Origin of the sequence: Serratia sp. Je.1.23.a (genome assembly GCF_051129805.1) — a bacterium.
Classification (GTDB): domain Bacteria; phylum Pseudomonadota; class Gammaproteobacteria; order Enterobacterales; family Enterobacteriaceae; genus Serratia; species Serratia liquefaciens.
Genome location: NZ_JBCPSR010000003.1, coordinates 509,008 through 521,970, shown reverse-complemented (window position 1 = coordinate 521,970; position 12,963 = coordinate 509,008). Strand labels below are relative to the sequence as shown.

Annotated in this window: 13 protein-coding genes and 1 riboswitch; of the genes, 10 read left to right on the top strand and 3 right to left on the bottom strand. The window is 54.2% G+C overall.

Annotated features, from left to right (window positions below):
- Window positions 1–65 precede the first annotated feature (65 nt).
- Complete coding sequence (locus AAZT04_RS14705; RefSeq protein WP_434680642.1) at window positions 66–3,134, top strand: autotransporter outer membrane beta-barrel domain-containing protein; 3,069 nt, start codon at window positions 66–68, stop codon at window positions 3,132–3,134.
- Between the two features lie 94 nt (window positions 3,135–3,228).
- On the opposite strand, the gene rluF is transcribed toward AAZT04_RS14705, so the two are convergent.
- Complete coding sequence (gene rluF, locus AAZT04_RS14700; RefSeq protein WP_115058273.1) at window positions 3,229–4,014, bottom strand: 23S rRNA pseudouridine(2604) synthase RluF; 786 nt, start codon at window positions 4,012–4,014, stop codon at window positions 3,229–3,231.
- A 166-nt stretch (window positions 4,015–4,180) separates the two neighbouring features.
- On the opposite strand from rluF, the gene AAZT04_RS14695 reads away from it, so the two are divergent.
- Together AAZT04_RS14695 and AAZT04_RS14690 are read left to right on the top strand one after the other, a co-directional pair.
- A complete protein-coding gene (locus AAZT04_RS14695; protein WP_048762739.1) occupies window positions 4,181–4,435 on the top strand; it encodes a type II toxin-antitoxin system Phd/YefM family antitoxin in 255 nt (84 codons plus the stop codon).
- Window positions 4,436–4,741, top strand: coding sequence for a type II toxin-antitoxin system RelE/ParE family toxin (locus AAZT04_RS14690; protein ID WP_262259513.1), 306 nt, complete (start codon window positions 4,436–4,438; stop codon window positions 4,739–4,741).
- 17 nt (window positions 4,742–4,758) lie between these two features.
- On the opposite strand, the gene AAZT04_RS14685 is transcribed toward AAZT04_RS14690, so the two are convergent.
- Entirely contained in the window at window positions 4,759–5,208 is a 450-nt protein-coding gene (locus AAZT04_RS14685) for a winged helix-turn-helix transcriptional regulator (protein WP_020828124.1), read from the bottom strand.
- A gap of 93 nt (window positions 5,209–5,301) precedes the next feature.
- Here AAZT04_RS14685 and AAZT04_RS14680 point away from each other — a divergent pair, with 93 nt between their 5' ends.
- The 4 genes from AAZT04_RS14680 to AAZT04_RS14665 all read left to right on the top strand — a co-directional run bounded on the left by AAZT04_RS14680 (window position 5,302) and on the right by AAZT04_RS14665 (window position 9,796).
- Window positions 5,302–6,534 carry an MFS transporter gene (locus tag AAZT04_RS14680; protein ID WP_129941442.1) on the top strand — a complete coding sequence of 411 codons (1,233 nt, stop codon included), beginning with the start codon at window positions 5,302–5,304 and terminating at the stop codon, window positions 6,532–6,534.
- A gap of 194 nt (window positions 6,535–6,728) precedes the next feature.
- Window positions 6,729–7,436 carry a GntR family transcriptional regulator gene (locus tag AAZT04_RS14675; RefSeq protein WP_046372922.1) on the top strand — a complete coding sequence of 236 codons (708 nt, stop codon included), beginning with the start codon at window positions 6,729–6,731 and terminating at the stop codon, window positions 7,434–7,436.
- Between the two features lie 9 nt (window positions 7,437–7,445).
- The gene (locus AAZT04_RS14670; RefSeq protein WP_261159267.1) at window positions 7,446–8,423 is read left to right on the top strand and encodes a sugar phosphate isomerase/epimerase family protein; all 978 of its coding nucleotides are present in this window, start codon (window positions 7,446–7,448) and stop codon (window positions 8,421–8,423) included.
- Window positions 8,424–8,530: 107 nt separating this feature from the next.
- A complete protein-coding gene (locus AAZT04_RS14665) occupies window positions 8,531–9,796 on the top strand; it encodes an MFS transporter (protein WP_434680637.1) in 1,266 nt (421 codons plus the stop codon).
- 46 nt (window positions 9,797–9,842) lie between these two features.
- Here AAZT04_RS14665 and AAZT04_RS14660 read toward each other — a convergent pair whose 3' ends face one another.
- Window positions 9,843–10,268, bottom strand: coding sequence for a GNAT family N-acetyltransferase (locus AAZT04_RS14660; RefSeq protein ID WP_046372925.1), 426 nt, complete (start codon window positions 10,266–10,268; stop codon window positions 9,843–9,845).
- Between the two features lie 68 nt (window positions 10,269–10,336).
- Window positions 10,337–10,438: riboswitch (TPP riboswitch) on the top strand.
- Window positions 10,439–10,474: 36 nt separating this feature from the next.
- Between AAZT04_RS14660 and thiM the strand changes: the two genes are divergently transcribed.
- The 3 genes from thiM to AAZT04_RS14645 all read left to right on the top strand — a co-directional run bounded on the left by thiM (window position 10,475) and on the right by AAZT04_RS14645 (window position 12,610).
- Window positions 10,475–11,269 (top strand): hydroxyethylthiazole kinase, encoded by a 795-nt coding sequence (gene thiM / locus AAZT04_RS14655; protein WP_048762743.1) that lies wholly within the window; start codon window positions 10,475–10,477, stop codon window positions 11,267–11,269.
- The gene (gene thiD, locus AAZT04_RS14650; protein ID WP_046372927.1) at window positions 11,266–12,066 is read left to right on the top strand and encodes a bifunctional hydroxymethylpyrimidine kinase/phosphomethylpyrimidine kinase; all 801 of its coding nucleotides are present in this window, start codon (window positions 11,266–11,268) and stop codon (window positions 12,064–12,066) included. The genes thiM and thiD overlap by 4 nt, the downstream gene beginning before the upstream one ends.
- 85 nt (window positions 12,067–12,151) lie before the next feature.
- Entirely contained in the window at window positions 12,152–12,610 is a 459-nt protein-coding gene (locus tag AAZT04_RS14645) for an inhibitor of vertebrate lysozyme family protein (RefSeq protein ID WP_046372928.1), read from the top strand.
- The last annotated feature ends 353 nt before the right edge of the window (window positions 12,611–12,963 follow it).

Genomic DNA, 12,963 nt, shown 5'->3' with positions numbered 1-12,963 from the left:
TGCATTGAGTTTTTCATATAAATAATAACTTTGATGGCATCAGATAATTGGGCCGGAGAGAAAACATGAAAGATAAAACATCGCATAACTTAGCGGTAAGAAAACCGCTTTCGAAAGTTTACCTCGCACTTTTTTCCGCACCGTTGATATTGATTGGCCCAGCCGACGTGGCGCGTGCCGATGATGCTATTTTTGATGGTGAATCACGTATTACCGAATCTTTGACTTACACCGGGGATGTTTACGTCGGCCGTAATCAAAGTGGAAACCTGTTGATCGATAATGGCCAAATCAATGCCTATAACGTCAATATTGGCCGTCGTGCTAATGGCCAGATATACGAAAGCCTGGTCACGGTCAAAGGACCAAATGCCGTATTAAATGCGATCAATGACCAATCCGTTATGCACGGCAGTCTGAATCTGGGGCTGGGGACGTTACGGGTAGAAGAGGGAGGATTGGCGACGGCGGAAGAGATTATCGTCGGCACCACCGGGGGGTATGACAGCCATCTTAATGTCAAAGGGGCCGGTTCCCAGGTGATCAGTGAGAGACTCGGTCTCGGCTTCGGACAGGGCGCACGTTCAACCTTGCTGATTGAAGATGGCGGGGTAGTGACCACCACGGCCGCCGCCAGAATCGACAGCGGTTTTCGCCCCGATGAAGCTGACAAGCTCAACCCCAAAGCCACGGTGACCGGTAATAACTCTCTGTGGAATATCACCCAGTCGCTCACCGCCAATGGCGATGTGGACGTGCTGAACGGCGGTGCGGTCAACGTTGGTAGCGCGGAGATTGCCGGTGTTTCAGGCTCAAGAAAAACCGCAGAGCTTTACATCGCCGGCAACGGCTCACGCTTTACCAGTGCGGGCAATGTCAACGTTGGGGATTATGGCAACGGGGTGCTGTCGGTTGTTGATGGCGGCTCATTCTCTGCCGGCAGCAACGAATTGCGGCTGGGGGATACCGGGTCCGGCTCTAACCGCGGCGCGTTGATTATCGGCAGCCGCGGCAACATGGATACCGGCACCGGCTTGACCGAACCTACGCTCGGCGCGGCGGGTGGTGCGGGTACTGTCGATGCCCAAACGGTGGTCAATCTGCGTGGCGGATTGTTCGGCAGCTACGTTTACTTTAATCACAACTCAGATAACTACGATTTCCGCAACAAGATGGTCGGCGAAGGCGAAGTCATCAACACGGCCGGCCAGACGACGCTGAGCGGCGACCTGACTCAACTCCAGGCGAATGTCACCGCACGCGGCGGCAAAATCACCATCGCCAGCGACATCAATACGCAGCAAGAAGACAACGTTTTCGATGTGCAGACGCTGAGCGCCGAGAATGGCGGCACGCTGATCCTGAACGCCACTGCCGGTTCCGATGTCAGCAATGGTCTGGGTTACAGCAGCGCCGCGTCAATCAAAGCTGGCGGGATGCTGGGCGGCAACGGCACCTTGGGGCAGACTGAAATCCAGTCCGGCGGCCATATTTCCCCTGGCGACGGCAACATCGGTACCCTGACGCTGAAACGCTATCTGAATTTCCTGGGTGAATCCTTCTATGACGTCGATATCGCCGGTGATGGCAGCAGCGACAAACTGGTCGTTTCAGGCAAAACCACCATCAGCGATCAGGCCAAGGTGCAGGTGACCGCGTTGGATCCGCAAACCAGCTATCAAACCGGCCAAAGCTATCGCATTTTGACTTCAGATGGCGGGATTGACGGTCGGTTTGCTGAAGCCGTCTCAAAATCTGCATTTTTGGACGTTGCGCTTAACCACAGCACCAATGCCGTGGATCTGACGATTGCACAAAAGGACGGTAACCCAGGCGAGGGCGGTAACCCAGGCGAGGGTGGTAACCCAGGTGAAGGTGGCAACCCAGGTGAAGGTGGCAACCCAGGTGAAGGTGGCAACCCAGGTGAAGGTGGCAACCCAGGCGAAGGCGGTAACCCAGGCGAAGGCGGTAACCCAGGCGAGGGCGGCAAGCCAGGTGAAGGCGGCAAGCCTGGTATTTTCCAAACGGTCGCGCAAAGCAGCAATCAGTGGAATACCGCCGGTGCGCTCTCGACGTTAACGCAAAGCGGTCCTTCGCTGGCCTTGTATAACTCTGTGCTGCTGTTGAGCGCACCGGAAGCGCGCGAGGCGTTCAATCAACTGTCCGGTGAAGTTTATCCGTCCATTCAGTCTAACCTGATCGCCGGCAGTAGCATGCTGCTCAACGTGTTGAATCAGCGCATGCTTCGCGTATTTGATAATGATGCGCTGCCTGTTCCACCGATGGCGATGACGTTGGTTCAACCGGCTCAGGCTGAAAATAACGGCGTTTGGGGACAGACGTTCGGCTCCTGGATGAGAAACAGCGGTAATGACAACGTTGGGAAATTGGACGGCCACACCAGCGGTTTCCTGTTAGGCGCCGATCGGAAACTCGCTGACCACAGTATCCGCGTTGGGGGATACGTAGGCTATAGCCGTGGCGACTATGATGTCGATAGCCGTCGCTCCAGTTCCGACAGCGATAATTACCACCTGGGTCTGTACGCTGCAGGGCAGCAGGATGCCTTCTCCCTGCGCGGTGCGCTGGGCTATACCTGGCACCGACTCGAAAATGAGCGCAACGTTAATTTCGGCAATTACTCGGATCGGCTCAAGGCGGACTATGACGCAGACTCGCTGCTGGCGTTCACCGAAGCGGGTTACCGTTTTGGTCAGTTGGATGCGAATATCGAGCCATTCGTCAACCTGAGTTATATCCGTTTGCATACCGATAACTTCCAGGAGAAAGGCGGGGCAGCGGCGCTGAGCGTCCGTAATGAAACGATGAATACGTTCTATTCAACGTTGGGCGTGCGGGGATCTACCGAACTGCCGAAAAACGTCAGCCTTTACGGTTCATTAGGCTGGCAGCACGCTTACGGCGATAAAAATACGTCATCGCGCATGGCATTTGCCGGCAGCGACGCATTTATCACGCAGGGACAGGCGGTAGATGACAATCTGCTGGTGGCGGATGTGGGGGTGAGCGTGAAGCTGTCGCGTTCCACTACGTTGGCTCTCGGTTATCAGGGGCAGTACGGTTCTGATACCCAGGTCAATTCGGTCAATGCCAATATCAGATGGTCGTTCTGATTCACTGAGGAAAAGGGCCTTTGGTCTTGAGATGTCGTTGGGCAACTTGCAGTTTTACCTGGTTGCCTGGCGATATCTCTGCTCCAGAAAACCTTCACTCCGTGTCGAGATTTTCGCTGACATCAGGCGCTAGCGAAACGGGCAGGCGAACATCCTCGCAAGATGAGTGCTCAATCAGCTTAAACAGCACGTTCTTTTCGTCACCGGTCAAATCTCGCCATTCGCCCAGCGGCAATCCTGTCAGATCGACATTCATAATGCGCACACGCTCAAGTTTGGTGACGTGATAACCAAAGTATTTGCTCATACGGCGGATTTGGCGGTTAAGGCCCTGAACCAGCGTGATGCGAAACATCTGCGGCGCGATTTTCTCCACCCGGCACTTTTTCGTCACCGTATCCAGGATGGGGACACCGGCGCTCATCCCCTGAATAAACGCGTCGGTCAGCGGCTTATCGACGGTAACCAGATACTCTTTTTCGTGGTTATTGCCGGCACGAAGGATCTTATTGACCAGTTCGCCGTGATTGGTCAGGAAAATCAGCCCCTGGGAATCTTTGTCCAGACGGCCTATAGGAAAGGTGCGTTTGCTGTGATTGACGAAATCACCGATGTTATTTTGCACGTGCTTTCCCATGCTGGTGATGATGCCCACCGGCTTGTTCAGCGCGATAAGCACCAAATCTTCCGCATTACGTGGCTCAATCCGCTGGCCGTTAACTTGCACCACGTCCCCGACAAATACCTGAGCGGCCACGGCGGCTACGTTGCCGTTGATGAAAACGTTGCCCTGTTTGATATGACGATCGGCACTGCGGCGAGAGCAGATGCCGCTGTCGCTAATGTATTTATTAAGGCGAATGGATGATTGAGTCAGCATGATTTCCCCGTAAAACGCGGACTATACAGTAACCCTTGAGGCCTTGCGAAGGGGCATATGGGGTAATGCGTAAACCGAAAGATCGCCCCCAATAAAATCGTGTGAATAATTTTTGCTCAAGAAATCGAATGAGCGAATCGAACGATTCAGTCGAAAGGTAATGAAAATGCATATTCTGACAGCCAATGAAGCCAAAACCCAGTTTGGCGATTTGCTGCTTAAGGCTCAGCGTGAACCGGTACAAATCACCCGTAATGGCAAGCCCGTTGCGGTGACTGCCGAAGATTACGAGCAAATTGAAGCGATGAAACTCCAACTGTTACAAATGAAGATTCAGCGCTCCCAGCATGATATGGCGATCGGCAATACCGTTGATGGCGAGACGTTTTTCTCTGAACTGCTGGAGCAGGATAAAGGATAAATGGCCAGTTACCGACTGACCGGTGAGGCGCAAAGCGATATCCGGGAGATTCGCGACTACACATTGAGCAACTGGGGCATACAGCAATCCAGAGATTACCTTGTAAGACTGCGCCAAGGATTAACCAACCTGACGGAAATACCAGGCATTGGGCAGCATCGAGTCGAGGATCCAGGGACCGGTGTTTATAGCTTTCCCTATCTCAGCCATATGATTTATTACGCTACAGCAAACAGCGAAATTACCATTCTTGCAGTTTTGCTCCAAAGCCGCGTTCCAGCCAAACATCTGTCTCAGCGGCTGTAGGTTCAACTAATGTGATTTTACTCTTCACCCACCTTTACCACCCGGGTATTCAGCGGTGTGAGCGTTTGCCCGACGCTGCCGGTCGGCGTCATGCGCGGGATCGGTTGGCCGCTGTCGCTTTCGACCAAGGTTGAATGCGCCTCTTGCTCGGCAAACAGATGATCTTCCCCCCATTGGCGCAAGCCCACGATCACCGGGAACAGGGCCCGGCCCTTGTCGGTGAGAATATACTCCTGATAGGCGCTGCCGTCTGAGGCCGGTGCGATCTCCAGAATGCCCTGTGCCACCAGGGTGCGCAGACGGGTGGAAAGGATATTTTTCGCCATCCCCAGCCCCTTTTGGAATTCACTGAAGCGGCGCACGCCGTCGAACGCGTCGCGCACAATCAACAGTGACCACCAGTCGCCAATCACATCCAAAGTGCGTGCCACCGGGCACGGCGCATCTTCCAGGCTTTTACGTTTCACGTTATCCCTCCTGCCACACTATCTGGTTGCATTATAAAACCTCTGCGCGTAATGTCCATTGGGTTTAATAATGAAACCACTTTGGAGAAAACGATGAGTGACAAAACGCTGGATCCGATCTGCGTATCTCAGGCGGGGGGACTGAGTCGGCTGCCGGCTTCGCTGGTGTTGTTGCTGGCCGGTGCCAGCGCTTTTAGCGTGGCTAATGTCTATTACGCCCAGCCGTTGTTGGATGCCATAGCCCAGGAATTTGCTATCAGCGTGGCGTCGGTGGGTATGGTGATCACCGCCACCCAGCTTGGTTGCGCGTTGGCGCTGTTATTGGTAGTACCGCTGGGGGATCGCATTAATCGCCATCGGCTGTTAGCGGTACAGCAACTGTTGTTGATTGCCGCATTGTGCATGGTCGGTTGGGCAAACAGCAGCCTGCTTATGCTGATCGGCATGTTGCTGGTGGGATTATTGGGCACCGCCATGACGCAAGGACTCATCGCTTTTGCCGCCACGCTGGCGGCACCTCATGAGCGTGGGCGGGTCGTGGGGGCGGCGCAGGGTGGCGTGGTGCTGGGTCTGCTATTGGCGAGAACCCTGTCCGGCGCGTTGGCAGACGCAGGAGGTTGGCGCACGGTGTATTTTTTTTCCGCCGGAGTGACGCTGGTCTTGCTGCCGATTCTGGCACGTTTGCTGCCTGCACCGAGCACGCCGCCTTCAACGCTTAGCTACACCGCCTTGCTGCGTTCGATGCTGACGCTGTTGCTGCGCGATCGCACGTTGCAAATTCGCGGCATGCTGGCGCTGTTGATGTTTGCGGCATTCAGCATCTTCTGGAGTGCATTGGTGCTGCCGCTGAGTCAGGCACCGTTCAACTTTTCGCATTCGGTGATTGGTGCCTTTGGCCTGGTGGGCGCAGTGGGGGCGCTGGCGGCGGTAAGAGCAGGGCACCTGGCGGACCGCGGCTTGGCGCAGGTAGCGAGCGGCATCTGTCTGCTGCTGTTGGTGCTGGCCTGGCTGCCGCTCGGCATGCTGGGTTATGGCCTGGGGTGGTTGATTATCGGCATTGTATTGCTCGATTTGGCAGGCCAAGCCATTCATGTGTTGAATCAGAGCCTGATTTTCAGCGCACATCCGCAGGCGCATAGCCGGTTAGTGGGCGTCTACATGCTGTTCTATGCCATTGGCAGTGGGCTCGGCGCTTTTGCCAGCACTCACGTATTCGCCCTGGCTGGTTGGCAGGGGGTGTGCTGGCTGGGGGCGGGCGTCAGCTTTATTGCCCTGGTGTTCTGGGGCCTGACGTTGCGTGCGATGCCGACGACATTGGGAAAATGACGGCGTTTTTGATTCTGCCTGGCCCCTTGTTTAATCCGCAGTAAGAGAGGACCGGAGGGGGATCTTGCCCAAGGTTGCCAAGATCCCTTCTGTTCTGGGACCGAAGTCACACATAAAATCCAATACCCCCATTGTTTGTCATAATTCACCGCGATACTGTTGTGCAATCTGGTTTAAACCAATTAGGTATGGATATGGAAAACAGCTCAACCGTTGAATTGGCAAAGGCCCGGTTGAATGACTGGCTGAGCCAGGGGGCAATCGCCCCCGGTGACAAGCTTCCTTCGGAGCGAGAACTGGGAGAGTTGCTGAACATCAAACGCATGACGTTACGTCAGGCGCTGTTGTTCCTGGAAAGCGAATCGAGGATCTTCCGCAAGGATCGACGGGGTTGGTTTGCGGCACTGCCGCGTTTTAACTACAACCCCAATTCCTCTACCAGTTTCAAACAGGCGGCTATCGAGCAGGGCCGTTGTCCCTCCTGGGACTATATGACCAAAGAGTGCGTATTGGCAGCTCCGGGGTTTATCAAAGAGTTATTGCAGGTCGACGCGGCGAGCGAGATCTACAAGATTTCTGGTTGGGGAGCGCTGGATAATCACATCGTGTTTTATCACGAAACCTTTATCAGCCCGCGAGTGGCACCCGGTTTTATCGAACGTCTGGGTGAGAACTCGTTTGCCGAGGTGTGGGAACAGGCTTATGGCACTTCCACGCGAACCCGTCATCTGGCCTTTAAACCCACTCGGTTATCCGGAGAGGCCTGCAAGGTGATGGGCGGAAACGCCAGCACGCCTGCGATTTTGGTCGAAAAGCATCGTGCCGATGCCGAACGCCGTATCGTGCAGGTGGATATCGAGCACTGGCGCTTCGAGTCGGTAGATTTCTTTATTAACTTATAGGTGAATATCATGGATCGCTTAACGGCGGAGAAAGTCCTTCTACGGGCGCATAACTTGCCCCTTTACCTGCATGCTTACGCCTTTCATCTCAATATGCGTATGGAGAAGATCCTGCCAGAGGATTTGCTGAGCATCGCCCATCAGCAGCGGTTGCGAGGGGTGAAGGTGCATGTGCTGGATGGGGAAAGTCAGGCGCTTTGCCATGCTGATGATGCCCGGCTGCGCCGGTTTGGCGAACAGGCTCGGCGCTATGGATTGGATATTCATATCGAAACCAGCGCCTCCGACTCGCAAACTATCGATCAGGCGGTGAATATCGCGCTGAAATGTGGGGCCAGCTCAGTGCGTTTTTATCCGCGCTATCAGGGCCCTTTGCAAGAGGTGTTGGCGCGTATCGGTGCGGATATTCAGTACATCAAACAGCGTTATCAACACAGCGGTCTGAGTTTTACTCTGGAACAGCATGAAGATCTCAAGAGCCATGAATTGGTCAGCCTGGTCCGGGCGGCAGATTTCCCTCAGCTTTCCCTGCTGTTTGATTTCGCCAACATGATTAACGCCAATGAAGAGCCGCTGCCGGCACTGGCGGCAATGAGTGGGGAAATCACTCAGGTGCACATCAAGGACGCAATTATTGTGCGAGAGAACAATGGGATGGGGCATCGCGCCTGTATTTCCGGACAGGGAGATCTGCCATTCCGAGAACTGTTATTGGGGCTGATCTGTCTGGGTGAAGATCAACCACAGGTCACCGCCTACGGGCTGGAAGAAGAGGTGGATTATTACGCACCGCCGTTTCGTTTCAGCGACGAAGGGAATAATCCTCCCATTCCATGGCGAGAAATGAGTGAAACAGCGTTACCGGAGCAAGGGTTGGAAGCGCGATTAAAGAAAGAAACTCAAGATGCTCTAAATCAAATTCACTATGTTCGCACCATCATTGACAGTTTAACGCAGCAAGCTCAGGAACTGCTAAATCCGGCATAATATAAAAATAAATCTATAAATCACATATTCTCGCTGATGAGCGATGAACGCTCGCCTCATTATCGGGTAAACAACACCGCTTATTAATTATTGGCTGTGAGGGGACTATGTTAACTAAAAAAAGATGGGCGTTATTTAGCTTGTTGGTTTTATGTGGAGGGACAATCTATAAATTGCCTTCCCTTAAAGATGCTTTTTATGTTCCGATGCAACAATATTTTCACTTGAGTAACGGCGAAATAGGCAATGCCATGTCGGTTAACTCGATTGTGACGACCATTGGCTTCTTCTTATCAATCTATTTTTCCGATCGTCTGCCGCGACGTTTTACCATGTCGTTTTCGCTGATTGCTACTGGCTTGCTTGGCATCTACCTGTCCAGCATGCCGGGGTACTGGGGCATACTGTTCGTCTGGGCGCTGTTCGGCGTGACCTGTGACATGCTGAATTGGCCGGTGCTGCTCAAATCGGTGAGTATGCTGGGGGATAATACTCAGCAGGGGCGGTTGTTCGGCTTTTTTGAAACCGGGCGCGGGGTTGTCGACACGGTGGTGGCCTTTTCTGCGCTGGCGCTGTTTACCGCATTTGGTAGCGGCTACCTGGGTTTTAAAGTCGGCATATTGTTTTATTCGGCCATCGCTATTTGCGTAGGGGTTATTATTCTGTTGGTGATGAAAGAAAGCCCAGAGGAAAAGTTACCCGCTAAAGAACAACCCCTCGTTAATAAAAAGCCTGGCATGGGCAGCGTATTGAAAAACAAAACGGTATGGCTGATTGCCTTCAGCGTTTTCTGTGTTTACGCGGTGTATTGCGGATTGACGTTCTTTATTCCTTTCCTGAGTCATGTCTATGCGCTGCCGATTGCACTGGTGGGTGCTTACGGGATCATTAATCAATACTGCTTAAAAATGGTGGGGGGGCCGATTGGTGGTCTCAGTGCCGATAAAGTATTAAAGTCTCCCAGCAAGTATTTATTCTATACCTTTATTATCAGCGCCATTGCGCTGGCGCTATTGATCCTGTTACCGCATGAACAAATGCCGGTTTACTTGGGCATGGCCTGTACGCTGGGATTTGGTGCAGTGGTCTTTACCCAAAGAGCGGTGTTCTTTGCCCCCATCGGTGAGGCCGGCATTGACGAAGAACATACCGGTGCGGCTATGGCGCTGGGCAGCTTTATCGGTTATGCCCCGGCGATGTTCTGTTTTAGCCTGTACGGTCATATTCTCGATGCCTTCCCAGGACTGACCGGTTACAAGATTGTTTTCGGGCTGATGGGTATGTTTGCCTGTGCCGGGATCATAGTGTCGGGGCTGTTGGTCAGAAATATCCGCGCACGTGCAAAACTGACCCCGGCAGCTTCTGTCGCCTGAGCCGGGGGCTTTAATGAACGGGCACGGTTTGCGCTGTGCCCTTATTTTATTTTGCCGGGGAGTGCAGCAGGTAATATTCTTCCCCGCCGTCATTGCCGGTAGTGATGATTCGCCAACCATGCTTGTGGTAGAACGCCAGCGCCTTCTCATTTTTCACCAGGCATTTCAGCGAACCGGTGGCGGTAAAGGTCTGTTCCGCCGCTTGTAACAGTGCGCTGCCGACGCCGAGCGGCGGCAGATGCGGATCGACATACAGGTTGTGAATAAAGTTGTCCTGGCGATAAATCGACACAAATCCCAGCCGCTTCCCCTGATCTTCCGCCACCCAAATATCTTCGCCCAGCGTTGAGCGATCGAAATCCTCCAGCCGGTAATCTTCGGTATCGCGCCACGGAAATGCCGCTTTGCGCGAAGCCAGATACAGGGTACGCAGGAAGGGGCGATCGGCCTCTTGGTATTTTCTTATCTGCATGGCGCCTCCTTTTTATTTTTTGACACTATAGCGCGATTGACCTCACCGGCGGCAACCCCAATAATGACCGTCTTGACTCGGGGTGCCCTGCGCGATGTGCGGTGGCTGAGATTTTACCCGTATTACCTGATCTGGATTATGCCAGCGTAGGGAAGTCTCGGTGCCCCAACCGGTACCCGCCTTCTTGAACGCCGGTTGGGAGGAATATGTTCGCTCGACCTGATGTTTTCCCCGGCGCCCGCGCCGCGGCCTGTTTGACTCAATTTAAACGCCAATCGCCCCTGATCCATTGCCTGACCAACGAAGTGGTGCAGGAACTGACGGCTAACGTCCTGTTGGCGCTCGGCGCTTCGCCGGCAATGGTGGTGGAACCGACCGAAGCGGCGCAGTTCAGCCGACTGGCGGATGCGGTGCTGATCAACATCGGCACCCTCAATGCATCACGCGCTGAATCCATGCTGGCCGCGGTGGAAGCTGCCAACGTGGCACAAACCCCCTGGACGCTGGATCCGGTAGCGGTCGGCGGGTTGGTCTATCGCACCGCGTTTGCCCATCGTTTGTTGGGTGAGAAGCCGGCGGCGATCCGCGGCAACGCTTCTGAAATCATGGCGCTGAGCGGTCTGCAGGCTAACGGACGTGGCGTCGACAGTGCAGACGACTCGCTGGCGGCATTGCCGGCGGCGCGCGAATTGGCACGCAGCAGCGGTGCGGTAGTGGCAGTAACCGGCGTTGTTGATTACATCACCGATGGCCAGCGTGACTGGGCGGTCACCGGCGGCGATGTGCTGATGACGCGGGTGGTCGGTACCGGTTGTGCACTTTCTGCAGTGGTGGCGGCATTTTGCAGTTTACCGGGCGATCGGCTCGATAACGTGGCGACCGCCTGCCGGGTGATGTCGCTTTGCGGTGAACGGGCCACGCGCCGTGCCGCCGGGCCGGGCAGTTTCACCCCGGCGTTCCTCGACGCACTGTATCAACTGCGCCCGGAGGAACTGCAATGAAACGCATTAACGCACTGACAATTGCCGGGACCGATCCGAGTGGCGGCGCCGGCATTCAGGCAGATCTAAAAGCTTTCTCTGCGTTGGGGGCCTATGGTGCCTCGGTGATTACCGCGCTGGTGGCGCAAAACACCCGTGGTGTGCAGTCGGTCTACAACATAGATCCGGCCTTTGTCGCCGCTCAGCTGGATTCCGTCTTCAGCGACCTGCGCATCGACAGCACCAAGATTGGCATGTTGGCCAACGCCGATATTGTGCAGGCGGTGGCGGAGCGTTTGCGCCATTATCAGCCGTCGTTTGTGGTACTGGATACCGTGATGCTGGCAAAAAGCGGCGATCCGCTGCTGGCGCCGGAAGCGGTGGATTCGATCCGTCGTGAACTGTTGCCGCTGGTGTCGATCATCACGCCGAACCTGCCGGAGGCGGCGGCGCTGCTGGCGTGCGCCCCGGCGGAAAATGAGCGCCAGATGCGCGAGCAGGGCCGGGCGCTCCTGGCGATGGGGTGCCAGGCGGTGTTGATGAAAGGGGGTCACCTTAGCGAAAGCGAAAGTCCGGATTGGCTGTTTACGGCCGAGCAGGAGCTGCGGTTTACCGCGCCGCGCGTGGCGACCCGACATACTCACGGCACCGGCTGTACGCTGTCTGCCGCCCTGGCGGCGCTGCGACCGCGTCACGACGACTGGGCCGGAACGGTCGCTGCCGCCAAGGACTATTTGCAACAGGCCTTGCTGCAGGCGGATACCCTGGAAGTGGGGCACGGTATTGGGCCGGTACATCATTTTCATGCCTGGTGGTAAGCCAACTTTTTGCTACCCTTGTGGTCTGACTAGATCCAGACCCGGCTTGGGCCGGGTGCAACCGAATTATTCTAGGGAGAAGGCCATGACAGGACAAAACGCACTTCGCGGCGCCATCTTCGGCGCGTTACTCAGCTTCAGCGTGGGTGGTTTCGCTCAGCAGATCGTCACCACCTCGGACGTGATCCAACAGCCGGGTTACCAGACCAGTTGGCAAAATATGGTCAAAGGGCAGGCTCGCTTGCCGGGTTGGGCGCGCAAGGGGATGGGAACCTCCACGCCGGCGCAGAGCCTGAGCTGGAAAGGGCAGAACTATCTGGTGGGCAATCTGTGCAAGCCGCATGACTGCGCCAACAACTTTATGATAGTGGCGTTTAAGGAAGACAAATCACAGGCCTGGGCCGTGCGCGTTGAGGTGGCGGATAAGCCGGAAGCGGTTGACCATCCGAAGAAATACGCCAAATACCAATGGCTGGGTAAACCGAACGACGATATGAAGGCGTTGCTGAAACAACAGTTTGAGAATAATCCCGACTGGAAATAATCAGTTTTCGGCTGAATGCAGATGCCTTCAGCCGAATTTTTAAGGTATGTATCTATTATTGAAATGAAATTTATATAAAATAAATCCTGGTGAGGAATATATTGCTTCATCATGAATTAATTATCTAATTGTATCTATGCTTTATCATTTTGTTTTTCCTGTTATATATATTCCTTTGTCATTTAATTGGTTGCATGATTTATGGTTATTTTTGCCTGATAACCTTGTTGGATTTATGGTTTTATTTTATTTAGTGTCTATGATCTTGTTTGGCGAATTTATTTCACCTGAAATAAATAATCATTGTTAATTTTGCAATGGTGTTTGAGGTTAAATATCCAAACGGAGCATTA